General features: G+C 71.2%; 19 protein-coding genes. 7 read left to right on the forward strand and 12 right to left on the reverse strand.

Annotation, left to right across the window (positions count from 1 at the left end):
- Window positions 1-202 (reverse strand): hypothetical protein (locus HGK34_RS22350; protein ID WP_207193525.1); only part of this gene is annotated, 202 nt, incomplete at its 3' end.
- A 25-nt stretch (window positions 203-227) separates the two neighbouring features.
- Between HGK34_RS22350 and msrB the strand changes: the two genes are divergently transcribed.
- On the forward strand, window positions 228-635 hold the full coding sequence (gene msrB / locus HGK34_RS16735; protein ID WP_201849476.1) for a peptide-methionine (R)-S-oxide reductase MsrB: 408 nt from the start codon (window positions 228-230) through the stop codon (window positions 633-635).
- 42 nt (window positions 636-677) lie between these two features.
- On the opposite strand, the gene HGK34_RS16740 is transcribed toward msrB, so the two are convergent.
- From HGK34_RS16740 to HGK34_RS16750, 3 genes are all read right to left on the reverse strand, one after another.
- On the reverse strand, window positions 678-1,172 hold the full coding sequence (locus tag HGK34_RS16740; RefSeq protein ID WP_201849478.1) for a MarR family winged helix-turn-helix transcriptional regulator: 495 nt from the start codon (window positions 1,170-1,172) through the stop codon (window positions 678-680).
- 63 nt (window positions 1,173-1,235) lie between these two features.
- Complete coding sequence (locus HGK34_RS16745) at window positions 1,236-2,852, reverse strand: MDR family MFS transporter (protein WP_201849479.1); 1,617 nt, start codon at window positions 2,850-2,852, stop codon at window positions 1,236-1,238.
- A 5-nt stretch (window positions 2,853-2,857) separates the two neighbouring features.
- Entirely contained in the window at window positions 2,858-3,355 is a 498-nt protein-coding gene (locus tag HGK34_RS16750) for a MarR family winged helix-turn-helix transcriptional regulator (protein WP_201849480.1), read from the reverse strand.
- A 218-nt stretch (window positions 3,356-3,573) separates the two neighbouring features.
- Between HGK34_RS16750 and HGK34_RS16755 the strand changes: the two genes are divergently transcribed.
- Window positions 3,574-4,206: a hypothetical protein gene (locus HGK34_RS16755; RefSeq protein WP_244666872.1), complete on the forward strand. Its 633-nt coding sequence runs from the start codon at window positions 3,574-3,576 to the stop codon at window positions 4,204-4,206.
- Window positions 4,207-4,219: 13 nt separating this feature from the next.
- Here the strand turns inward: HGK34_RS16755 and HGK34_RS16760 are convergent, their stop codons facing one another.
- Together HGK34_RS16760 and HGK34_RS16765 are read right to left on the reverse strand one after the other, a co-directional pair.
- On the reverse strand, window positions 4,220-5,224 hold the full coding sequence (locus HGK34_RS16760) for an inorganic phosphate transporter (RefSeq protein WP_201849481.1): 1,005 nt from the start codon (window positions 5,222-5,224) through the stop codon (window positions 4,220-4,222).
- On the reverse strand, window positions 5,225-5,845 hold the full coding sequence (locus HGK34_RS16765) for a DUF47 domain-containing protein (RefSeq protein WP_201849482.1): 621 nt from the start codon (window positions 5,843-5,845) through the stop codon (window positions 5,225-5,227). It lies immediately after the preceding gene.
- A gap of 390 nt (window positions 5,846-6,235) precedes the next feature.
- On the opposite strand from HGK34_RS16765, the gene HGK34_RS16770 reads away from it, so the two are divergent.
- A complete protein-coding gene (locus HGK34_RS16770; RefSeq protein WP_201849483.1) occupies window positions 6,236-7,681 on the forward strand; it encodes a sugar porter family MFS transporter in 1,446 nt (481 codons plus the stop codon).
- A gap of 39 nt (window positions 7,682-7,720) precedes the next feature.
- Here HGK34_RS16770 and HGK34_RS16775 read toward each other — a convergent pair whose 3' ends face one another.
- The 4 genes from HGK34_RS16775 to acs all read right to left on the reverse strand — a co-directional run bounded on the left by HGK34_RS16775 (window position 7,721) and on the right by acs (window position 14,537).
- Entirely contained in the window at window positions 7,721-8,731 is a 1,011-nt protein-coding gene (locus HGK34_RS16775) for an NUDIX domain-containing protein (RefSeq protein WP_307816030.1), read from the reverse strand.
- Window positions 8,728-11,175: an RNA degradosome polyphosphate kinase gene (locus HGK34_RS16780; protein WP_207193526.1), complete on the reverse strand. Its 2,448-nt coding sequence runs from the start codon at window positions 11,173-11,175 to the stop codon at window positions 8,728-8,730. Before HGK34_RS16780 ends, HGK34_RS16775 begins: the two co-directional genes overlap by 4 nt.
- A 12-nt stretch (window positions 11,176-11,187) precedes the next feature.
- Window positions 11,188-12,234, reverse strand: a complete 1,047-nt coding sequence (mshD, locus tag HGK34_RS16785) for a mycothiol synthase (protein WP_307816031.1) — start codon at window positions 12,232-12,234, stop codon at window positions 11,188-11,190.
- 218 nt (window positions 12,235-12,452) lie between these two features.
- On the reverse strand, window positions 12,453-14,537 hold the full coding sequence (gene acs, locus HGK34_RS16790; protein WP_201849485.1) for an acetate--CoA ligase: 2,085 nt from the start codon (window positions 14,535-14,537) through the stop codon (window positions 12,453-12,455).
- Between the two features lie 785 nt (window positions 14,538-15,322).
- Here acs and HGK34_RS16795 point away from each other — a divergent pair.
- Entirely contained in the window at window positions 15,323-15,997 is a 675-nt protein-coding gene (locus tag HGK34_RS16795; RefSeq protein WP_307816032.1) for a GntR family transcriptional regulator, read from the forward strand.
- Window positions 15,998-16,218: 221 nt separating this feature from the next.
- Entirely contained in the window at window positions 16,219-17,856 is a 1,638-nt protein-coding gene (locus HGK34_RS16800) for a thiamine pyrophosphate-binding protein (RefSeq protein ID WP_201849486.1), read from the forward strand.
- Window positions 17,857-17,923: 67 nt separating this feature from the next.
- Here the strand turns inward: HGK34_RS16800 and HGK34_RS16805 are convergent, their stop codons facing one another.
- Window positions 17,924-19,042 (reverse strand): DNA glycosylase AlkZ-like family protein, encoded by a 1,119-nt coding sequence (locus HGK34_RS16805; RefSeq protein WP_201849488.1) that lies wholly within the window; start codon window positions 19,040-19,042, stop codon window positions 17,924-17,926.
- 127 nt (window positions 19,043-19,169) lie between these two features.
- Window positions 19,170-19,943, reverse strand: a complete 774-nt coding sequence (locus tag HGK34_RS16810; protein ID WP_201849490.1) for a class I SAM-dependent methyltransferase — start codon at window positions 19,941-19,943, stop codon at window positions 19,170-19,172.
- A 260-nt stretch (window positions 19,944-20,203) separates the two neighbouring features.
- Between HGK34_RS16810 and HGK34_RS16815 the strand changes: the two genes are divergently transcribed.
- On the forward strand, window positions 20,204-21,049 hold the full coding sequence (locus tag HGK34_RS16815; protein ID WP_201849493.1) for an enoyl-CoA hydratase/isomerase family protein: 846 nt from the start codon (window positions 20,204-20,206) through the stop codon (window positions 21,047-21,049).
- Entirely contained in the window at window positions 21,046-23,211 is a 2,166-nt protein-coding gene (gene paaZ, locus HGK34_RS16820) for a phenylacetic acid degradation bifunctional protein PaaZ (protein WP_201849495.1), read from the forward strand. Before HGK34_RS16815 ends, paaZ begins: the two co-directional genes overlap by 4 nt.
- The last annotated feature ends 2 nt before the right edge of the window (window positions 23,212-23,213 follow it).

Here is a 23,213-nt window from a genome sequence, read left to right on the forward strand (position 1 = left end):
AGATGTGTATAAGAGACAGGTCCAGGGCGGGGCCGCGAACGGCGCCGTGCGGAACGGAGGTCCGCGAGGCGGTGCGCAGGACCACGGCTCGCAGGGAGCGCCGGGCAGCGGGCGGCGTCGCCGGCGGGGCGGTCGCGGTGGGCGCGGGCGGAACACGCAGGCCGCCGAATAGGTTTGCCTGAGGGGCAGGTCGGTGGGCCACCCGTGGAACCGAGTGGAGGCAAGCGATGACGTACGAGGTTTCCAAGTCCGAGGACCGATGGCGCGAGGAGCTGTCCCCGGAGGAGTACGCCGTGCTCCGGCGGGCCGGGACGGAACGGGCCTGGACCGGTGAGCTGCTCGACGAGAAGCGCGTGGGCGTGTACCGATGCCGGGCGTGCGGGAACGAACTGTTCCGGTCCGAGACCAAGTTCGACTCGCACTGCGGGTGGCCGTCGTTCTACTCCCCGCTTGCCGGGGACCGGGTCGAGCTGCTGGAGGACCGGTCGCTGGGGATGGTCCGCACCGAGGTGCGGTGTGCACGCTGCGGCTCGCATCTGGGCCACGTGTTCGACGACGCTCCGCAGACCCCGACGGGTGACCGCTTCTGCATGAACTCGATCAGTCTGACGTTCGAAGAGGGCGAGAACGGCTGAGGCCGGTGCCCGGGCCGCGGCCGGCGGCCCGGAAAGGGCCTCTCACCGGTGTCGCGACTGCCAGGTGACCAGGTCCTCCGAGTAGCGGTGCAGCAGGTCCGCCAGGTGTTGGACATCCTCGCGGTCCCAGTGCGCCAGCGCGCCGGCGAACATCTCGATGCGGTTGGCCCGCGCCTTCTCGAAGCGTGACGCGCCGTCGGCGGTGAGCGTGATGCGCTGCCCGCGGCTGTCCTCGGGGTCGGTGTCGCGCTCCACCAGGCCGAGGTCGGCGAGCCGGCTGAGCTGGCGGGACATCGTTGCCCGCCCGACGCCGAAATGAGCGGCCAGGTCCGAGCCGCGTGTCCCCGGGTGCTGCGCGATGCGTGCGAGCAGAGGGTAGGCGCTGGACTCCAGCTCCGGATGGACCCGGCGGGCGATGGTCGCGCCGGCGGAACTCGCGCGGCGGATGATCAGCCGGAGTTCGTGCTCGAGCGCGCTGAACGGCGCGAGGTCGTCCGGTGCGGCGCCATTGCCGGAGGGGGTAGGTGTCTCGGACATACACCTATCATTCCCCCTCCGGCTCTCGGGGCACAGGAGCGACCGGATATCGGCGGGACGGACTCACCCGACGCTGTCGAGTTCCTCCAGCTGCTCCAGGCCGGACTTGTGCCCGAGCGGGACCTCCTTCATCAGGAGCACGGCGATCAGCGCGACCGCGGCCAGCGGCGTGGCGAACAGGAAGATCTCCGCGATGCCGTCGCCGTACGCGCGCTCGATGACGTCCCGGACCGCGGGCGGCATGGTCGAGAGGTCGGGCAGGCTGCCCTCGGATCCGCCGAGCTGGGTGACGTCGACGCCGGCCTCGGCGAGCTTGCCCGCGATGGCTCGCAGCCCGTCGGCGATCTCGTCCCTGACCCGCGAGGCGAACGCGGCCCCGAGCGCCGAGACGCCCATCGCGCCACCGAGCGACCGGAAGAACGCCACGGTGGACGTTCCCGAGCCGGAGTCCTTGATGTGCAGGGTGTTCTGCGTCGCCAGAACCATGTTCTGCATCAGCATGCCGACCCCTGCGCCGAGCAGGAACAGGTAGATGCTCACCAGCACCAGGCTGGTGCGGTAGTCGATGGTGGACAGCAGCGCGAGGCCGCCCGTGAGCAGCACGCCACCGGTCACCATGAACGGCTTGTAGCGCCCGGTGCGCGTGATGATCTGTCCCACGACCGTCGAGGTCAGGAACATCCCCGCCACCATGGGGATGGTCAGCAGGCCGGACTCGGTGGGTGTCTTGCCGCGCGCGAGCTGCATGTACTGGCTGAGGAACACCGAGGTCCCGAACATCGCCACGCCCACGGCCACCGAACCGATCACGGCCAGGACGAGCGTGCGGTTGCGGAACAGGTGCATCGGGATCAGCGGCTCGTCCACCCGCAGTTCGACCGCGACGGCCGCCGCGAGGGCCACGAGCGCGCCGCCGACCATCGCGGCGGTCTGCCAGGAGGCCCAGTCGAACTTGTCGCCGGCGAACGTGACCCACAGCAGCAGCGATGCGATTCCGGTGGAGATCAGCAGGGCCCCCACGACGTCGATCTTCGCCTTGCGGCGTGGGCGCTTCGGCAGCTTGAGCGTGGCCTGCAGCGTGATGATGGAGGCGACCGCGAAGGGCAGCCCCACGAAGAAGTTCCAGCGCCAGCTGAACGTGTCGGTGAGCCAGCCGCCGAGGATCGGCCCGCCGACCATGCCGACACCCATGAAGGCTCCGACGAGCCCCATGTACTTGCCGCGTTCCCGCGGGCTGACGATGTCGGCGATCAGGACCACGGACAGGGCCTGCAGGCCGCCGGCGCCGATGCCCTGGAACGCACGCGCCGTGATGAGCTGGCCGACGTCCTGGGAGAACCCTGCGAACGCCGCCGAGAGGACCGAGATCGCCAGCGCGATCTGGACCAAGGTCTTGCGGTTGTACAGGTCGGCGAGCTTGCCCCAGATGGGCACGGTGATCGTCGAGGTCAGCAGGGTCGCGACCACCACCCAGGTGTAGGACGACTGGGTGCCCGCGAGGTCCGTGACGATCCTGGGCAGTGAGCTCGACACCACCGACATGGCGATGACCGAGACGAACATGCCGAGCAGGATCCCGGAGAGCGACTCCAGGACCTGCCGACGGGACATCGAGGCGCGATCGGTGGGAGTGTTCGACGGCGGTGCCTCCGCCGTGCGCGTGTCGGTGCTGCTACTCATGGGGTTCAGTTCCTCGAGACGTTCTGGTGCGGACTGAGGTCTTCCGGGGCGCCGATGGCCTCGGAGAGGCGGCGGAGCTGCGTGACGGCAGCGGCGATGTCGTCGTCGGACCAGGTCGCGAAGGCGCGGGCGGCGATCTGCCCGAACTGCTCCCGCGAGCGGACGACGAGCGCACGGCCGGAGTCCGTGATGGCGATGGTGCGGATCCGGCGGTCCTCCGGATCGATGGTGCGGACGACGTACCCGGCATCGACGAGAGCGCCCACCTGGCGGCTCGCGACGGACACGTCGACCTCGAGTGCGGCGGCGATGTCCGACAGCGAGGCCGGGCCCGAGCAGCCGAGCATCCGCAGGACGCTCAGGCCGGCCCGCGGCCAGCCGAGTTCGCGCGCCATCCGCTCGGCCGCGACGCGTTGTCGCCGGCCGAGCTGTGTGAGCGCGTCGATCAGCTCATCGGTGCCGACGGTGGTCGCGGCGCACTCGGCGGGCTCGGTGTGCTTCATCAGGACTCCTTGGTTGCTGCAAGCAACAGTATCTCCGGATTGTTGCATCAGGCAACCTTCATGGGTGTGAGGTAGCGGACACCCTGGGCGGCGGGCCGTGCGGGTGCCGCGCCGGTGCAGGCCGGACGCCGCGCCGGTCGTGTGACCCTCGTTCTTTGCGCTCCACGCGAACAGCTGGGGTCTCGCTGTCGGCCTGGCCAAAAGAGACACTTGAGGGCATGGACGACCATCGTGTTCCACGCCGACCCGCCATGCTCGACCCGCGCGATGCCGAGGCCATCACGGGAGAGCTGGACCCTGCAATGCGCGACGAGGTCGCCCACGTCACCGCTCGCATCCTGGTCGATCGGGCGCGCACCACCGAGGATCCGGGGGTGGTGGACCGGCTCGTGCGCCTCGTGGAGCACGAGGGGCTCGACACGGTCGCGGAGCTCTGGGCCGATGCCGCGGCGTCGTCGCTCCCGGGTGCGCTCTGGCGCATCTACGTGCTGCGCGAGTGGGTGCGCCGAGACCTGCAGACCATCGCCCTGCGCTACCGCCTCGGGGTCGACGCGGCTCCGGTGAGCGAGGCGGTGGCCGGTGTGCCGAGTCCTCCCGAGCCCGCCGACCTGCGACGCCTCGCAGATGCCGTGCTGTCCGGTGTCTTCACGGGCGACCTCGCCGTCGCACTGGAGCGGGCGGGGGCGTTCTGCCGCATCCTGTCCACCGGTGCGGCGTTCGACGCCGACGCGCGCGAGCACGCCGACCCGCGAGCCGCGGCCTCCATGACGCACGGCGCGAGCTCCCTGCTGCGTACCGCCGAGGAGCTCGAGCACGCGGCAGGCCTCTGGCGTCAGGGCCTGCTGGAGTAGAGAGGGGCCCGGGTCAGCCGAGGAGCGGCCACAGGAGCCAGGTGGCGAGTGCCGCCACGGCGGCCGCGGCCGGGATGGTCAGCACCCACGCCACCGCGATGTTCCCCGCGATGCCCCAGCGCACGGCCGAGAGCCGGTGCGTGGCTCCCACACCCATGATCGCGCTGGTGATGGTGTGGGTCGTGGACACGGGAGCGTGCAGGATGAAGGCGTTCGCGTACAGCACCACCGCCGAGACCGACTCGGCGACGAAGCCGCGGGCGGGATCGAGCTCGATGATCTTGCGGCCGAGCGTGCGCATGATGCGCCAGCCGCCCGCGTAGGTGCCCGCGGAGATCGCTCCCGCGGCCGCCAGCTTCACCCAGAGCGGGATGCCCGTCTCCGGGTCGGCCCAGCCTGCCGCGAGCAGCGCCAGGAAGATCACGCCCATGGTCTTCTGCGCGTCCTGCAGGCCGTGCCCCAGTGCCATCGCGGCGGCCGACACCGTCTGCGCCAGCCGGAACCTGCGTGCGGTCCGCCCCGGCGAGGCGTTCCGGAAGATCCACAGCACGCCGACCATCACGGCGAACGCGCCGGCGAAGCCCACCACCGGCGAGACGACCATGGGCAGCACCACCTTGTCGAGGATCGCCGACCAGTACACCGCCATGCCGCCCGCGAGTCCGGCGCCCACCAGCCCGCCGATCAGGGCGTGCGTGGACGACGACGGCAGCCCGAGCCGCCACGTGACGAGGTTCCAGATGATGGCTCCCACGAGGGCGGCCAGCACCACGGTCAGCTCCTCCTGGGTGGAGGCGCCCTCGAGATTCACGATCGACCTGGCGATCGTCTCCGCGACCTCCGTGCCCAGCAGCGCCCCCGCGAAGTTCATCCCGGCCGCCAGAAGCAGCGCGATGCCCGGTGTCAGCGCGCGCGTCGAGACCGACGTCGCGATCGCGTTGGCCGCGTCGTGGAAACCGTTGGTGTAGTCGAATGCCAGGGCGAGCGCCACCACGACGACGACGAGGGAGGCCTCCACTCAGGACTCCTTGAGCGCGATCGTCTCGACCAGGTTCGCCACCTTCTCGAAGTGATCCGCGGCGTCCTCGAGGACGTCCACGATCTCCTTGAGCTTCATGAGCAGGATGGGGTCCGTGACGTCGTCGAAGAGAAAGGCGATGAGCTTGCGGTGGAGCTTGTCCGCCTCGTTCTCCAGGCGGTTCACCTCGACCCAGTAGTCCTGGAGCTTGCTCATGGTGCGCAGGCGCGGCATCGCGTCCGCCGTGAGCTCGGCCGACCGGTGCAGCACCTGGACCTGGTCGGAGACACGGCGGGGAAGCTCGTTCACCTTGTAGAGGACGATGAGGTCCGCCGCCTCCTCCATGGAGTCCATGCAGTCGTCGAGGGCCGAGGTCAGGGCGTAGATGTCGTCCCGGTCGAAGGGTGTCACGAACGTCTGGTTGAGGCGGCGCATGATCTGGTGCGCGATCTCGTCGGCGAGGTGTTCCTCGTCGCGCAGCCGGCCCGCGAGCTTCTCCCGACCGTCGAGATCCGCTCCCAACAACTCCGCCAGGAGCGATGCTCCGGTGACGAGGTGCTTGGCCAGTGCACCCAGAAGATCGAAAAACGTGGTGTCCCGCGGAGTGAGGCGCAGACGCACAGGTGGCTCCCGACAAGAGACGAGTGGAACTGCCTCAGCGTAGAGCGGCTTGGAGCGCGATCGCCAACCAGATAGCTCTTCTTGACGGCTTCGTGACACACGGCACGCTGAGCTGGGCAGAAGCGTGCGGCGGGAGAGAGATCGGCGACGCCGGACCGGGAGCGCCTCTCGGCGCGGGGCCGCTCGTAGCGGCTGAAGATGGAGCCCGGGGCTACCGCAGCCCGGCGTCGCCGCAGACCATCCTAACGGCCTGTCGCCGAATTCCAAGAGCTTCCGACGTGAGGAATCTCGCCCTGCCGGCGTCCACCGGGCCGAACTGCGAGCGCGGATCTAGCATCACAACACAGGGGGCGACGCCAGATACCCGCCGCCCGAGGCAAGGGAGGCGCCATGTCCACCGCTCCGGGGGCAGCTGCAGTCGTCCGACGTTCCGCCCACCGCCGGGCACTCGTCCTCGCCATCGCGGCAGCGGTCGGCGGGTTTCTCTTCGGCTTCGACTCGTCCGTGATCAACGGCGCGGTGGACGCGATCGAGGGGCAGTTCGCGCTGGACTCCACGGTCACCGGGCTCGTTGTCGCGATCGCGCTGCTGGGCTGCGCGTTCGGCGCGTGGGCAGGCGGGCGGCTCGCGGACCGCTGGGGCCGCACCCGCGTGATGCTCCTGGGCGGCATCCTGTTCTTCGCCTCCTCGATCCTGTCCGCGATCGCGTGGTCCGCGGTGGATCTGGCCGTGTGGCGGTTCATGGCGGGCGTCGGGATCGGGATCGCCTCGGTCATCGCGCCGGCGTACATCGCCGAGATCGCGCCCGCGGCGATGCGCGGCCGGCTGGGGTCCCTGCAGCAGCTCGCGATCACCGTGGGCATCTTCGCGGCCCTGCTCTCGGACCAGCTCCTGGCCACCCGGGCGGGCGGCGCGGCCCAGGACCTGTGGTGGGGCTGGGAGGCGTGGCGCTGGATGTTCCTGGTCGCGGTGGTACCGGCAGGCGTGTACAGCGCGCTGGCGCTGCGTATCCCCGAGTCGCCGCGCTACCTGGTCTCCCTGGGCCGGCTCGACGACGCACGAACGGTTCTGGCGAGCGTGCTGGGCCCGGACGAGAACGTCGACGACCGCCTGGACCGGATCCGGATCTCGATCGAGTCGGATCAGGCCAACGCCCGGCACGGAACCCTGAGCGGCCCTGTGCTCGGCCTGAAGCCGATCGTCTGGGTGGGCATCCTGCTGTCGGTGTTCCAGCAGTTCGTGGGGATCAACGTGATCTTCTACTACTCGACGACGTTGTGGCAGGCAGTTGGTTTCGCCGAGTCCCAGGCCTTCCTGGTCTCCACGATCACCTCGGTGACCAACGTGGCCGTCACGTTCATCGCGATCGCGCTGGTGGACCGCGTGGGCCGCAAGGTGCTGCTGCTGACGGGCTCGGCCGGGATGACAGTGATGCTGGCCCTGATGGCCCTCGCGTTCACGCAGGCGACCGGGGCGGGACAGGACATCCATCTGGGAAGCCCGTGGAACGGGATCGCTCTGGTCGCGGCGAACCTCTACGTCGTGTTCTTCGGCGCGACCTGGGGACCCGTGGTCTGGGTGCTGCTCGGTGAGATGTTCCCGAACCGTATCCGCGGGGCGGCGCTGGGCGTTGCGGCGGCGGCACAGTGGTTGGCGAACTTCACCATCACCCTGACCTTCCCACCGTTGCTCTCGACGTTCGGTGCCTCGATCCCCTACCTCGTGTACGCGGCCTTCGCGGCGCTCTCGTTCCTGTTCGTGCTGACCCGCGTTCGGGAGACGAAGGGGATGCAGCTGGAGGACATGTCCGAGCAGATGCACACACCGTCGTCGTGACCGTGCGCGGTGGGCGGCCGCGTCGGCGGCGCCGCGGCATCAGTGCAGCGGCGGCGCGACGTGCTCCACGGCAACCACCTGGGGCTCCCCGCCGTTCTGCGTGCCGGTCGGGGCCACGTGCGCGACCAGCAGCTCGCCCGGGTCGAGGAACGGGTCGCGGCTGGGCAGCACGTCCGCCACGTCGTGCGGTGCGTGCTGGGCCAGCGCGTCCAGCACGGTCGGCATGACCGGGCGGTGCGTGCACAGCACGGAGGACTCGTTGGTCTCCGCGAGCAGGTCGCGCATCGTCGCCGCCACACGTGAGGGCGACCGTTCGTGCTGCGCCTCGGTGAGGTACTCGCTGAACGACGGGCGCAGGCCCGCCGCCCGCACGTACGGGTCGATCGTCGTCGCGCACCGTTCCCAGCGGGAGCTGACCGCCTGCTCGACCCCGTAGGCGGCGAGCACCGGGACGAGCGCCGCGGCGTGGGCATGACCGACGGGGGTCAGCGGCCGGTCGCGTTCCGAACCGTGCCACTCCGATCGGGGGTAGGCCCGCCCGTGCCGGGCGATGACCACGGTGCGGGTGCCGAGCAGCCCTGCCTCGTACGCCTCGGCCAGGGCCTCCAGCGGGCGGCGGTCGGCCTCCCGTGTCAGCCGGTCTGCGGCGTCGTCCACCCCGAGCCATTCGGCACGGTCGATCTCGCGGCGGTTCACCGGGGCCACGGGCGAGCGCGCGGCCAGCGCGAACGAGTCATGCCCCTTGCGTGCTCGGCGCGCGGCCCAGTAGCGCACGTGCTTCACGCGCCCCTCGGGCGTGAGGTACTGCAGCCCCGGCAGCGGACGGCCGAGCACGATGGGCTTCCCCGTCTCCTCGGCCACCTCGCGGATCGCGCCGGCCTGGGACGTCTCGCCGTTGTCCAGCCGGCCCTTGGGCCAGGACCAGTCGTCGTACTTGGGCCGGTGCACGAGCTGCACCTGGAGCGACCCGCCGCGCATCCGCCACACCAGTGCCCCGGCGGAGTTGATCACCGGCGCGTGCGTGGCGCCCGGGCCGAGTGCCGCCGTCACCGGACAGGCTCGAGGCGGCGTCGCTGGCGCTGGATCAGGACCGCCTGCATGTCGCGCAGCGGCTGACCGTCGGGCCCGGTCGAGTGGCGTTCCCACGTGGCGTCGGAATGCAGGTGCCAGGACGACGTCGAGTCCGACATCGAGGTGTCCATGAGTTCGGTCAGCTCGATGACGTGCAGCGGGTCGGTCACCCGGACCAGGGTCTCCACGCGCCGGTCGAGGTTGCGGTGCATGAGGTCGGCCGACCCGATGAAGACCTCCGGACCGGCGTCGGGCCCCTCCCCGATCTGGGGGCCCGTGGAATTGGCGAACGCGAAGATGCGCGAGTGCTCCAGGAAGCGTCCGAGGATGGAGCGGACCCGGATGTTCTCGCTCAGGCCCGGGACCCCGGGCCGCAGCGCGCAGATCCCACGGACGAGCAGGTCGATCTTCACCCCGGCCTGCGACGCCCGGTACAGGGCGTCGATGACCGTCTCGTCCACGCACGAGTTGACCTTGAGCTTCACCCAGGCCTCGTACCCGTCGCGGGCGGCGGCGGTCTCCCGCTCGATCCGCTCCACCAGGCCGGCGCGTACCGCGCGCGGCGCGACGAGCAGCCGGTGGAACTTCGACAGCGGAGCGTACCCGGAGAGCTGGTTGAACAGGCGCGTCAGGTCCTGCGCCACATCCTGGGAGCAGGTGAGCAGCCCGTGGTCCGTGTAGAGGCGGGCCGTCTTGGGGTGGTAGTTGCCGGTGCCGACATGGCAGTAGCGCAGCAGCGACCCGTCGGGTTCCTGCCGCACCACGAGGGACAGCTTGCAGTGCGTCTTGAGGCCCACGATCCCGTACACCACATGGACGCCGGACTCCTCGAGCTTGCGCGCCCAGGAGATGTTGGCCTCCTCGTCGAAACGCGCCTTGATCTCCACGAGCGCGAGCACCTGCTTGCCGGCCTCCGCCGCGTCGATCAGCGCGTCCACGATCGGCGAGTCGCCCGACGTGCGGTACAGCGTCTGCTTGATCGCCAGCACGTTCGGGTCGGCCGCGGCCTGCTCCAGGAAGGTCTGCACCGATGTGGAGAACGAGTCGTACGGGTGGTGCAGCAGGATGTCACGCCGCCGGATCGCCGCGAAGACATCCGTGGGCTTGGCGCTCTCCACCTCGGCCAGGTGCCGGTGGGTGCCGCCCACGAAGGGTGGGTAGTGCAGCGGGGGCAGGTCGAGGTCCGCCAGCAGCGTGAGCCCGGTCAGGTCGAGAGGTGCGGGAAGCTCGTAGACCTCGGACTCCCGCACGCCCAGCTCGCGCACGATGAGGTCCCGGATCCGGGCACTGATGCCCTCCGCGATCTCCAGGCGTACCGGCGGGCCGAACCTCCGGCGCAGCAGTTCCTTCTCCATCGCCTGCAGGAGGTTCTCGGCGTCGTCCTCCTCGACGTCCACGTCCTCGTTCCGGGTGACGCGGAACGTGTGGCTCTCCCGGACCTCCATACCCGGGAAGAGCTGGTCGAGGTGCTGGGCGATGATCTCCTCCAGCGGCACGAACGAGATCGGGCCGCGGTGCGGGTCGGCCTTCTTGGTGCCCGGCCGGCGAGGCTTGCCCTGCTTGTCGACCGTGACGAAGCGGGGCAGCAGCGGCGGGACCTTGACGCGTGCGAAGTGCTCCTTGCCCGTGGACGGGTTGGCGACGACGACGGCAAGGTTCAGCGACAGGCCGCTGATGTACGGGAAGGGGTGTGCCGGGTCGACGGCGAGTGGCGTCAGGACCGGGAAGATCTGCTTGCGGAAGAACTTGTGCAGGCGTTCCTGCTCCTTCGTGTCCAGGTCCTCCCAGTGGGACAGCGTGATGCCCTCGTTCGCGAGGGCCGGCTGGACCTTCTCGGAGAACACTCGCGCATGTCGTGCCGTGAGCTCGTGGGCGCGCTCCGAGATCGCGGTGAGCACCTCCCGGGGGCTCAGGCCGGACGCGCTGGTCACCGCCAGTCCCGCGGCGATGCGGCGCTTCAGGCCGGCCACCCGGACCATGAAGAACTCGTCCAGGTTCGACGCGAAGATCGCCAGGAAGCGGACCCGTTCCAGAAGGGGGAGGCGCACGTCCTCCGCGAGTTCGAGCACACGCTCGTTGAAGGCGAGCCAGGAGGTCTCACGTTCGAGGAATCGGTCGTCGGGGAGCGCGGCGCTGTCGTTCGCGGCCTCTGCCAGGGCGACGGCGGCGACGTCGTCGGGCTCCTCCGCGATGTGCTCGGCGATGTGCGCGGCGAGTTCCGGAGTGAGCGGCCGGGACGAGGTGGAGGCGGGCGTGGCCTCGCTCGGCACCTCGAGGGCGGGGGCCGGGTCCTCGTGGATGCTCTCGTTCGGATGCGAGGCATGCGCCGTCACCCCGGTCTGCGCCGTCGTGGCCGGGACGGTGGACGTCCCGGGCCGCTTGACGAACCTCCCCCGCTCGTCGCGGGAACGCGTGGAACTCATGACGTCATGGTGTCACGGCCGGAAGTACTGAACATGAAGCGCGTCTTGCCGGAACCCTGCGCGTTCGTAGGTGGCGAGCGCCGGGGCGTTGTCACCCTCGACGTACAGCACGGCGCGACCGGCACCCGCCCGGGCCAGGTGTGCCAGGCCGACGTCGGTCATCAGCTGGCCGAGGCCCGCGCCCTGCGCCTCGGGCGCGACACCGACCGCGTAGATCTCGCCGTCCTGTGACCCGGGGGGCTGGTTGGTCTCGATCTTGGTCCAGATGAAGGCGACGGGGTCGATGCCCGGGCCGGCCTCGGACGACGCGCCCGACCTGGACGACGTGCCAGACTCCGACGACGCGCCCGGGCCGGGTGACCCGGCGTCGCCGGCGGGGAACAGCAGGAAGAAGCCTTCGGGGTCGAACCACGGCTCGGCCTGGCGTGCGTGGAGGTCCTCGGACGTGAGGCGGCCCTGCTCGGGGTGGGCGGCGAAGGCGCGGGCGTTGAGGCGGAGCCAGGCGTCGTCGTCCGCTCCGGGGCGGAACGTGCGCAGCACGTAACCGTCCGGAACGACGATGTCGGCCATTCCGGGTACCGATGGGGGCTGGTCGAGCGGGCGGGCGAGGAACCGCAGCTCACGGACGGGGCTGTAGCCCAGGGACGCGGCGAAGTCCCTGGCGGGCGGCAGATCACCGTGCGCCCACACGCGCAGCTGCTGGCCACCGGGCTCGCCCGAACGCATCGGGAAGGTGACGTCCAGCTCCGCGGCATGGAGCAGCCGCCGCGCGATCCCGCGGCGACGGTGGTGCGGGTGGACGACGAGCTCGGCCGACGCGACCGGACCGGACCGGTCGAGCTGGAGATACCCCGTGACCCGGCCAGGCCCGGAATCATCGGAGGTGTCGTCCTCGCGGGCGACGATATGGGTGAGCCACGGCTCGTCACGCGCGAGGTTCAGCAGCGGCTGCTCTGACAGCGGTACGACGCCGTCCGGTCCGGCCGCCGCTGCGGCGACGTTCCTGACGGCATGCCGGGTCGCGGACCCGAGCGGACCGATCTCGATAGAGAGAGACACGCCCCCATCATCCCTGATGTCCATCAACAAGTCCGCCGAGGTGGTCGCGGGCCGGCCACCTCGGCGGGCTGTGCCGCCTCTCCGGGAGGAGGGAGCGCTAAACGATTCGTTCTCGTGGGTTTCGGTACCGTGGCGATCGAACGGAAGGAGGCGGGCGGGACACCCGGCACCAGCCGTACGGGTGTCCCGCCCGCCTCCTGACGGACGATGCCTGCGGGTCAGTCCTCCTGGGCGGACGGGGCCTTGAGGCCCGCCGCGATCTTGTCCATGACGGAGGAGTCGGCCAGCGTCGTGGCGTCGCCCACGGCGCGGTCCTCGGCGATGTCGCGCAGCAGGCGGCGCATGATCTTGCCCGAGCGGGTCTTCGGGAGCTCCGGCACCACGAGGATGCGCTTCGGCTTCGCGATCGGCCCGATCTCCTTGGCCACGTGGTTGCGCAGTTCGGTCTGCACCGCCGCGGCACCCTCGTCGGTCGCCGCCCGATCGGCGTGCTCGCCGCGCAGGATGACGAAGGCGACGACGGCCTGGCCCGTGGTCTCGTCCGCGGCACCGACCACGGCGGCCTCCGCCACGATGTCGTTCGACACCAGGGCGGACTCGATCTCCGTGGTGGACAGGCGGTGGCCGGACACGTTCATGACGTCGTCCACGCGGCCGAGCAGCCAGATGTCGCCGTCCTCGTCCTTCTTCGCACCGTCGCCGGCGAAGTACAGGCCCTCGTACCGGGACCAGTACGTCTCCTTGTACCGCTCCAGGTCTCCCCAGATGCCGCGGAGCATCGACGGCCACGGCTCGGACAGGACGAGGTAGCCACCGGAACCGTCGGGCACGACGTTGGCCTCGTCGTCGACGACGTCGGCCGCGATGCCGGGCAGCGGTACCTGCGCCGAGCCGGGCTTGGTCGCGGTGACGCCCGGCAGCGGGCTGATCATGATGGCTCCGGTCTCGGTCTGCCACCACGTGTCGACGATCGGCGCGCCGCCGCCGCCGATGTGCTCGCGGTACCACATCCACGCCTGGGGGTTGATGGGCTCGCCCACCGATCCGAGCAGGCGGAGCGAGGACAGGTCGAACCCGGCGGGGATGTCGTCGCCCCACTTCATGCAGGCGCGGATCGCGGTCGGGGCCGTGTAGAAGATCGACACGTCGTACTTCTGGACGAGCTCCCACCAGCGGCCGCGGTGGGGGGTGTCCGGCGTGCCCTCGTACAGCACCTGGGTGGCACCGTTCACGAGAGGGCCGTAGACGATGTAGGAGTGGCCGGTGACCCAGCCGATGTCCGCGGTGCACCAGAAGACGTCGGTCTCGGGCTTGAGGTCGAAGACGTTGCGGTGCGTGTAGGCGGTCTGCGTGAGGTAGCCGCCGGTGGTGTGGAGGATGCCCTTGGGCTTCCCCGTGGTGCCGGACGTGTACAGGATGAACAGCGGGTGCTCCGCCTCGACCCAGACGGGCTCGTGCTGGTCGGAGGCGCCGTCGACGGCGTCGTGCCACCACACGTCGCGGCCCTCGGTCCAGTCGACCTCCTGCTCGGTGCGCCGCACGACGAGGACCTTCTCGACCGTGCTCGCCTGGCCGTCCCTCGGGGTCAGGGCCTCGTCGACGGCCGGCTTCAGCGCCGACGGGGCGCCCTTGCGGTAGCCGCCGTCGGCGGTGATGACCACCTTGGCCTCGGCGTCGCTGATGCGGCTGCGCAGGGCGTCCGCGGAGAAGCCGCCGAAGACGACCGAGTGCGGTGCCCCGATACGGGCGCACGCGAGCATGGCGACGACGGACTCGATGAGCATCGGCATGTACACCACGACACGGTCACCGGTGCGCACGCCCAGTTCCGTCAGGGCGTTGGCCGCCTTGCTGACCTCACGCTGCAGGTCGGCGTAGGTGACGGTGCGTGTGTCACCCGGCTCGCCCTCGAAGTGGAAGGCGACGCGGTCCCCGTGTCCGGCCTCGACGTGCCGGTCGACGGCGTTGTAGGCGGCGTTCAGGGTGCCGTCGGCGAACCAGCGGGCAACCGGTGCGCCAGACCAGTCGAGCGTCTCGGTGAACGGGACCTTCCAGGTGAGCAGGGTGTTCGCCTGATCCGCCCAGAAGGCCAGGCGGTCCGCCTTCGCCGCCTCGTAGAGGTCGGAGGTGGCGTTCGCCTGCGCTGCGAACTCCGCGCTCGGCGGGAAGGCGCGCTTCTCGCGGAGCAGGTTCTCAAGGCTCGGGCTGGAGCCGCCTCCTGACTGTGGCGCCGGGCTTGCGGGCTGAGTGTCTGTCACGGTCGGGACCTCCGGTGCGCGTCGTCGCGGGCGTGCTCGAGTCATGAGGGGCGAATTTGTTCAGACTCCTGACAGGAGTCTAGTCCCACAAGGTGATAGGTATCACGTACCGGGCGTCCGGTGTGAGGTGTGCTTCGCATTCGGGAGCCGAGCGGCCGCGAGCGGTCGGATCCGGGCGCCGAGCGGCGGCGGGTGACGGAACCGGTGTCCGGCTTCAGCGCTGTCTCACTGCCGATCCGTATCGATTCGGCCGGATGGTCGGGCACGTCGCGAAGCGGTTCGCGATCCCGGCCCTGCGACGGGCCCGACCAGCGCGGTGGCGAGTTCTCGTCCCCCACGAGCACGACATCTGGGAGGTTCCTCAAGCCGGATGTCGCTCTCGCCAACAGGGGTGGGTGATGCGCACGATGCTCCGCCGTGCCATGGGCGACGTGCCCTGGATGCGGACTTGCGATGCGTAAGCCCCACCGCCCCCTTTGGTAGTGCTGTGTGGCCTATAACACACCATTAGGGGAGTGGGTGCAAGCGGGACGTGTGGCATGCCATCGCTGAATTTTCTCGCCAACAGGCAGGAAGGGATGAAAATGCCTTGCCGCCCAGCTCACGGGTGTCGGATCTCCCCGCCGGGCGGCCTTCTGCCGGGGGCGGGGTCTCGTCCGGCGACCTCCCTCGGGGTGGGTGCCGCCAGGCGGATCTCCGTGTGCGGGCGGCCGCGCGGCGGTGGTCCGTGCGCGCTCGCCGCCCCTTGACAATGCGCCTGAGGGACGCGATCCTCGAGCGTAGGATCATATATGAGATCAAACACGATGGTTGCGAAGGAGGAACCGATCGTGACAGAGGCTCCCGCGAGCGTCTCCAAGTCCGAGCGCGTCTACCGCACGTTGCGCGAGCACATCCTGGAGGGTCAGTACACCGCCGGGTACCGACTGGTGCTCGACCAGATCGCGCGCGAGCTCGACGTCAGCCCGGTGCCGGTCCGCGAGGCGGTGCGCCGCCTCGAGGCGGAGGGGCTGGTCACCTTCACCCGGAACGTGGGCGCGGAGGTGCGCGGGGTCGATGTCGGGCAGTACACGGACGCCATGCAGACCCTGGCCTGGCTCGAGGGCGCAGCCACGGGCCTGGCCGCTCCCCACCTGGACGGCGAGCGGCTGGAGCGTGCGCGGTCGCTCAACGAGGACATGCGGGGCTTGCTGGGCGACGGCTTCGACCCGGTCCGGTTCACCGCGCTGAACGAGCAGTTCCACCGTGTGCTGTGCGGAGCCTGCCCCAACGAGCACCTGCTCGGACTGCTGCGACGCGAGTGGCTGCACATGTCGCTGGTGCGACGCTCCAGCTTCGCCGCGATGCCCGGCCGGCCCGCCGTCTCGGTCGAGGAGCACGACCGGATCCTCGCGCTCGTCACCGCGGGCGCTCCGCTGGACGACGTCGAACGGGCCGTCCGGAACCACAAGCTGCGCACGATGAACGAGTACCTCACCACCCGGGGGCGAACCGTCCGGGAGTGAGCAGGACGGCACGACAACACAGACCAGGATGCCGGCCCGTCCAACCCGCCGACCGGGCCGGTGTCGTGGTCGCCCGGGCCTCGAGGCCCGACGGATGGCGGAGCCCTACCCGGGGTGACGTGATCCCCGCGGACTCCGGACGTCCGGAGCCCGTTCACGCGAAATCTCGGCGCCGGCGGCGATCCCGTCCGGCCCGCGGAGCGAGAGGAACGACGACGTTCATGACCACAGTCTCCGAAGCTGTCGCCCACGCCGTCGCGGCCTGCGCCGACGACGTCTTCGCCTTGATGGGCAACGGGAACGCCCATCTCCTGGACGCCTTGAGCCGTACGGAAGCACGGGTCACGGCGGTGCGCCACGAAGCGGCCACCGTCGCGTCGGCGGACGCCTACCACCGCGTCACCGGGCGCCTCGCGGTCGCGACCACCACCTACGGACCCGGGTTCACCAACGCGGTGACCCCGCTGGCCGAGGCAGCGCTCGCCCGGACCCCGATGCTGGTGGTCACGGGTGACGTCCCGGCTTCCGGGGCCCGCCACCACGACGTCGACCAGGTGTCGATCGCCCGGGCCACCGGTGCCCTCGTCCGGCACGTGAACCCGGCCGCGCCCGGGAAGCAGACCGTCGCGGCCGTCCAGGAGGCCCTGGTCCGGCGCCGCCCGGTCGTCCTCGGCGTCCCGTACGACCTGGCCACGGTGGGCGCGCGGGACGACGTCGTGCCCGGGCTGGAGCAGCAGCCGGACCCGCCCGAGCCGCGGGCCGAGCAGATCGAGGCGGTCGCCGCACTGGTGGCCGATGCCAAGCGTCCGCTGGTCCTGGCCGGTCGGGGCGCGGTGGACGCCGGTGCCGAGGTCCGCCTGCTCGCCGACCGGATCGGTGCGCTCACCGCGACGTCCGCCCCTGCGCGCGGGCTGTTCGCCGGGCGCCGGTACGACGTCGGCGTGTGCGGAGGGTTCGCCTCCGTGCCGGCAGCCGACCTGATCCGGCAGGCGGACGTCGTGCTCGTGCTCGGCGCCGGCCTCAACAGCTTCCAGACCGCGTTCGGGACGGCGTTCGCACCCGGAGCGAAGGTCGTGCAGGTCGACGTCGCGGCCAAGCCGACGCACGCGAGCGTCGGCCTGCACCTGCGGGCCGACGTCGGCCGCACCGTCGTCGCCCTGCTCGGCGCGCTCGAGGCCGGGGAGACCCCGGCCGAGCCGTGGTGCGGCGTGGCGCACGAGGCGGGGGAGCGCGACCTGCACGCCGTCCGCGAGACCGGCGAGGGCGTCGCGCGGGACGGACGGATGGACCCGCGCTCCCTGTTCACCTATCTGGACCGGATGCTGCCCAAGGAACGGCAGGTCGTCTCGGACGGCGGCCACTTCATCGGCTGGGCACCCAGCTATCTGTCGGTGCCCCGCCCCGACGCGACGGTCCTGGTCGGAACCGCGTTCCAGTCGATCGGGCTCGGGTTCGCCTCGGCGCCGGGTGCGCTCGTCGCGCGGCCCGACGTGCTCACGGTCATCGTCACCGGCGACGGGGGCGGCGTCATGGGCATCGCCGATCTGGAGACCGTCGTGCGGCTGGGCAGGTCGACGCTCGTGGTCGTCGTGAACGACGCCGTCTACGGCGCCGAGGTGCACCAGTACGGGTCGCAGGGCCTGGACCAGGACGTCATGCGCGTCAGCGAGATGGACTTCGCGGCGATCGCCCGCGGGTTCGGCGCACAGGCCGTGACCGTGACCCGCCCGGCCGACCTGGACTGGGTGGTCCAGTGGGTGCGGCACGGCGCGCGCGGCACCCTGGTGGTCGACGCGAAGGTGTCGCCCGAGATCGTGGCGCCGTACATGCACGAGATGGCGGCACAGGCGAAGCGCTGAGCGCTCGCGGCGTGCGGACGGGACCGGCGCCGGCGGCCGCTCGCGCCGCCCGCCGACGGCTCCCGGACTACTCGTCGCTGCGGGCGTACCGCACCTCGCCGAGGCTCAGCCATGCGGCCAGGCGTTCCACCTCGGCGTGCACCGTGTCCATGAGCAAGCCGTCGAACGGCAGGTCCTGGTGCACGTCGAAGACGTTCAGCACGCCTGCCCGCCGGTCCGCCCTGGCGTCCAGCTTCCCGATGAACCGCTCCTCGTGCAGGATCGGCAGGGCGAAGTAGCCCCAGCGGCGCTGCGCCTTCGGCTTGTACATCTCCAGGACGTACTCGTAGTCGAAGAGGTCCAGCAGCCGCTTGCGGTCGGCGATGAGGGCGTCGAACGGGGAGAGGAGGGCCGTGCGGGGCTCGAAGTCGTCGTCGGCGCGCTCCAGCAGCTCGGGGTCCACCCGCCACTCGCCGTCGACCCCCTCGACCTCGACGGGGTCCCCCGGCAGGTCGGTCCACCACCCGTCGCCGTCGCCGGACCTGCTCGGCACGCGCGACCGGGCGATGCCCTCGGCGGCGAGCCGCCGGTCGACGCGTTCGCGCCGTGCCTCCTCCAGCGGGACGGGATCGACCCGCGGGTAGGCGCGTTCGGCCAGGTCCCAGAGCCGCTGGCGGCCCTTGCGGCCGACCATGGCGAGCTTGCCCTGCATGTTCAGGGCCTCCAGCATCTCGGCCACGCTGCGACGGCTGCTCCAGCCCTCGGCACCCCAGCGGTACGGCGTGACCGCGGTGTCCGGGACGTCCTTGGCAAGCACGGGCCCTTCCGCCTCGATCAGGCGCAGGATGTCCCGCTCGAAGCTCTCGTTCTCGCGTAGCCATCCGCGCAGGGTCTCGTTCTGCGGCCACCGCGCCATCTGCTCCAGGTAGAGGGGCAGATCCCCCATGGACCGCACGGTGCCGCGCATCTGGAACAGCATGCCGTCCGCGATGGCGTCGTCGACGGCTCCGGGCCAGTAGCTGCTCCCGAGCCGCGACCACGCGATCAGGTCGGTTGCCGGTGCGATGGCCGACGTCGGGTCCACCGCGAGGAACGTCAGATCCTCCACCGTGTGCACGAGGTCGACCGGCCGGCGGGCGCCGAGCAGTTGCGCGCGGAGCGCGATGCGCCGTGCCTGGGCGACGGTGAGCCGGTGCGTGCTGGACATGGGCCGAGACTACGGCGGGTGTCTGACACCCGGGGACCCGGCCCGCCACCCGCGCGGGGTGGACCGTGGTCCGTGCGGTTCCGCCCGGCGGCACGCGCCGAGGCGGGCGCGTCCACGCATGCGCCGGTCAGGCGCCGGGCCTGGCCCATTCGAGCGTGTACCGGAAGAAGAGCCGCTGCCTGAACCGTGCTCGTGGAAGCACCCGGGCGGCCGTGGCCGCGACCTCGGAGTAGGTCTCGTCGGGATCACGCGCGGGCATGGCAGGCTCGGTGCTGTCGGTGCTGTCGGTGCTGTCGGTGCTGTCGGTGCTTTCGGTGGTGAGGACGGTCGTGACGGAGGCCGTCTCGGAGGGGCTGTCGTGCGGTGATACGGGGCGTGGATGCCTGACCAGCCCGACCACGGGGTTCGCGAACGACGAGGCGAGGTCGATCATGGCCTCGGGCAGGCTGCCGACCCGGGCCAGCCCGACGACGAGCAGCCGACCGCCCGGCGCGAGCAGGTCCGAGGCGCGGGTGAGTGCGGCGTCGAGCGGCATGTGGTGCAGCGAGGCGACCATCGTGATCGTGTCGTACGTGCCGGAGACCTCCTCGAACGCGGTGTGTGCGATACGGACGCCGGTGTCGCCGGCGTGACGTGCGGCGGCCGCCCGGGCCATGCCGGCGTCCACGTCGATCCCCACGACGGCGGCGCCGCGCTCACGCAGCCGACCGACGAGCGCACCGCGTCCACACCCCACGTCCAGCACCCGGATCGGCCCGCCACCGTCCCGGCGAGGCAGGCGCCGCAGGATCCATCCGTGGAAGTGGTCGTTGTGGCTCCACGGATGGCGAGCGTTGAACTGGTGCAAGCTTGCGGACGCACGGCGGACTGCGTGGCTCTGGTTCTCCCGGATGTCCCACATGGGCTCACACCGTAGCCGTCGGTGGGTACGGCCGATGCGGTTCCCACAGCATGGCCGGACCGGCGCGGCCGCGGGAGCCACCGCTGCGGTTACCGGGTGCCGCGCGGGGCCGGCCCGCGGTTCGCAGGGGTGGCGCCGCCGTCATGCCCGCAGGACGCCGTGCTCCTTCTCAAAGCTCCGGGCCGTGTGGCAGGATGAGTTCCTGAACGATCGGTCACTAATTCCGGTCGGGACCTGGACGGCGTCGTCGAGGAGTGCACATGTCCCAGCGTGAGGAGGCCGGCCCGCTGCACGTCGAGCGGCTGGCCGACCGCGTCGTGGCCACGCTGGACCGGCCGGGCGCCCGGAACGCCGTCGACACCGCGACGATCGATGCCCTGCACGCGCTGTGCGCGGAGCTCGAGGCCGAGCCGCGCACGCTGATCCTCACCGGAGCCAACGGCGACCTCGCCGCCGGCGCCGACATCGCCGAACTCCTCGACCGGGACGCCGACGATGCCCGGGCGGGCATCAACACCCACTGCTTCGACCGGATCGCCGCGCTCCCGATGCCCGTGATCGCCGCGATCGACGGCTACGCCCTCGGCGGTGGTGCCGAGCTCGCATATGCCGCCGACCTGCGCATCGGTACACCCCGCCTGCGGATCGGCAGCCTGGAGCCGACGCTCGGCATCATGCCCGCCGCGGGCGCCACCTGGCGGCTGCCCGCGATCGTCGGCGCCACACGCGCCTCCGAGATGCTGCTCACCGCGCGCGTCCTGACCGGCGACGAGGCCCTGGCCTGGGGCGTCGTCACGGCGCTGCACGACCCCGAGAACCTCCTGACGGCGGCCCACGACCTCGCCGACAGGATCGCCCGACTGGCTCCCTTGGCAGTCCGGCACACGAAGACCGCTCTGCGGGCCCGGCCCGACCAGCATCCCCGGATCGAGCTGGAGTTCCAGGCCGGGCTGTTCGAGAGCGAGGAGAAACGCCGGCGGATGTCGGCGTTCCTGGAGCGGAGGCGCCGTGACCCGGCGCCGCCGGCACCGACGGGCTCCGCCTCCGAGGTGGAACCCGGGCAAGCGGCAACACCCCTGCCCGCAGTGACGAAGGAGAAGCGATGACGAACACCGTGCCCGTGCTGCCGTCGTACGTCCGGGACGGCTGGTGGACTCCCGCCGACGCGAGCGCACCCGGCGGGACCGCCGCCAACGCGCCAGGCGCATCCCGGGGCGTCGTCGTCCACGACGCGTCGACCGGAGAACCCGTCACCCGCGTCTCCGCGGAAGGTCTCGACCTGGTCGCCGTGCTCGACCACGCCCGCGACGTCGGCCAGAAGTCGCTCGGCGACCTCACGATCCACGAGCGTGCCGTGCTGCTCAAGCAGATGGCGCTGGAACTCACGGCGCACAAGGACGAGCTCTACGAGGTCTCCGCGCGTACGGGCGCGACGGCGCGGGACTCGGCGTTCGACGTCGACGGCGGGATCGGTGTGCTCTTCACCTACTCGTCCAAGGGGCGGCGGGAGCTGCCGAACGCCAACGTCGTCCTGGACGGCCCACCCGAGGTGCTGTCGAAGGACGGCTCGTTCCTGGGGCGCCACGTGTACACCCGGCTGGCGGGGGTGGCGGTGCAGGTCAATGCCTTCAACTTCCCCGTGTGGGGGCCGCTGGAGAAGTTCGCTCCCGCCTTCCTGGCCGGCGTGCCGACGGTGATCAAGCCCGCGACGCCGACGGCCTACCTCACCGAGGTGTGGGTGCGGATCCTCGTCGACGCAGGCCTGCTGCCCGACGGTTCGCTGCAACTCGTCTCGGGGGGCGCGCGGGACCTGCTGGGGCACCTGCGGCTCGGTGACTCCGTCGCCTTCACGGGGAGCGCGGACACCGCGCGCCGCCTGCGCGGCTCGGTCGCCGAGGGAGTGCGGTTCACCGCGGAGGCCGACTCGATCAACGCGAGTGTGCTCGGGCCCGACGGCGTTCCGGGGTCCGCGGAGTTCGACGCCTACGTCCGGCAGCTCGTGACCGAGATGACGACCAAGGCGGGGCAGAAGTGCACGGCGATCCGTCGCGCGATCGTGCCGGAGGCGCTCGTGGACGACGTCGTCGCCGCCGTCGGCGCGCGCCTCCAGGAGAAGGTGACCGTCGGCGACCCGCGGGCCGCGGGCGTCACGATGGGTCCGCTCGCGTCCCGGGAACAGCGGGAGGAGCTGCACCGGCAGGTGGAGAAGCTGACCGGGGCGGGCGGCCGGATCGTCGCCGGGCCCACCGACCTCGCCACCCCGGTGGAGGTGGTGCGGGCGGACGGAAGCCTGGGGCCGGCGCCGGACGGTGCGTTCACCGCGCCGCTGCTGCTCCGGTTCGACGACGCCGAGGCGGCGGCGCTCCACGACGTCGAGGCGTTCGGGCCGGTCGCCAGCGTGGTGGGCTACCGGGACGTGGATCATGCCGCCGAACTGGTCGAGCGCGGCGGCGGCTCGCTGGTGACGTCGGTGGCCACGAGCGATCCCGTGGTGGCGGGCGCGCTGTTCGGGCGGTTGTGCGCGGCCAACGGACGCGTCCTGTTCCTCGACCGGGATGACGCGCGGACCTCGACGGGGCACGGGTCGCCGGTGCCGCACCTGGTGCACGGCGGTCCCGGGCGTGCCGGCGGTGGTGAGGAGCTCGGTGGCGTCCGGGCGGTGCACCACTACATGCAGCGCACCGCGATCCAGGGCTCGCCGCGGATGCTCACCGAGCTCACGGGGGTGTGGCACACGGGCGCGCCGGTACGGGGATCCGGGGCGCCTGTGGCCGGCGCCGACGCCGTCGACGGAGGGGGGACCGCCGTCGTGCACCCGTTCCGGAAGGCACTCGACCGGCTGCGGGTCGGCGACCAGGTCGTGGCGGGGCCGCACGAGGTGACCCTGGCGGACGTCGAGCACTTCGCCGAGTTCACCGGTGACACGTTCTACGCGCACATGGACGAGGCTGCGGCGGCGGCGAACCCGTTCTTCCCGGGGCGCGTGGCGCACGGGTACCTGCTGGTGTCGTTCGCGGCGGGGCTGTTCGTCGACCCCGATCCAGGCCCGGTGCTGGCGAACTACGGGCTGGAGAACCTGCGGTTCCTCACGCCGGTGTCGCCGGGGGACAGGATCACCGTGACGTTGACGGCCAAGCAGATCATCCCGCGCGAGACGGACGACTACGGCGAGGTCCACTGGGACGCGGTGCTGCGCAACCAGGACGACGAGACCGTGGCGACGTACGACGTGCTGACTCTCGTGGCGAAGGAGTGGCCGCGGGAGTAGTG

The sequence above is a fragment of the Myceligenerans indicum genome (genome assembly GCF_016742955.1).
Classification (GTDB): Bacteria; Actinomycetota; Actinomycetes; order Actinomycetales; family Cellulomonadaceae; genus Myceligenerans; species Myceligenerans indicum.

Coding starts and splice junctions, on each gene's coding strand:
- msrB (WP_201849476.1), top strand. CDS start 228: ATGACGTACGAGGTTTCCAAGTCCGAGGACCGATGGCGCGAGGAGCTG.
- HGK34_RS16740 (WP_201849478.1), bottom strand. CDS start 1,172: ATGTCCGAGACACCTACCCCCTCCGGCAATGGCGCCGCACCGGACGAC.
- HGK34_RS16745 (WP_201849479.1), bottom strand. CDS start 2,852: ATGAGTAGCAGCACCGACACGCGCACGGCGGAGGCACCGCCGTCGAAC.
- HGK34_RS16750 (WP_201849480.1), bottom strand. CDS start 3,355: ATGAAGCACACCGAGCCCGCCGAGTGCGCCGCGACCACCGTCGGCACC.
- HGK34_RS16755 (WP_244666872.1), top strand. CDS start 3,574: ATGGACGACCATCGTGTTCCACGCCGACCCGCCATGCTCGACCCGCGC.
- HGK34_RS16770 (WP_201849483.1), top strand. CDS start 6,236: ATGTCCACCGCTCCGGGGGCAGCTGCAGTCGTCCGACGTTCCGCCCAC.
- HGK34_RS16780 (WP_207193526.1), bottom strand. CDS start 11,175: ATGAGTTCCACGCGTTCCCGCGACGAGCGGGGGAGGTTCGTCAAGCGG.
- acs (WP_201849485.1), bottom strand. CDS start 14,537: ATGACTCGAGCACGCCCGCGACGACGCGCACCGGAGGTCCCGACCGTG.
- HGK34_RS16800 (WP_201849486.1), top strand. CDS start 16,219: ATGACCACAGTCTCCGAAGCTGTCGCCCACGCCGTCGCGGCCTGCGCC.
- HGK34_RS16805 (WP_201849488.1), bottom strand. CDS start 19,042: ATGTCCAGCACGCACCGGCTCACCGTCGCCCAGGCACGGCGCATCGCG.
- HGK34_RS16810 (WP_201849490.1), bottom strand. CDS start 19,943: ATGTGGGACATCCGGGAGAACCAGAGCCACGCAGTCCGCCGTGCGTCC.
- HGK34_RS16815 (WP_201849493.1), top strand. CDS start 20,204: ATGTCCCAGCGTGAGGAGGCCGGCCCGCTGCACGTCGAGCGGCTGGCC.
- paaZ (WP_201849495.1), top strand. CDS start 21,046: ATGACGAACACCGTGCCCGTGCTGCCGTCGTACGTCCGGGACGGCTGG.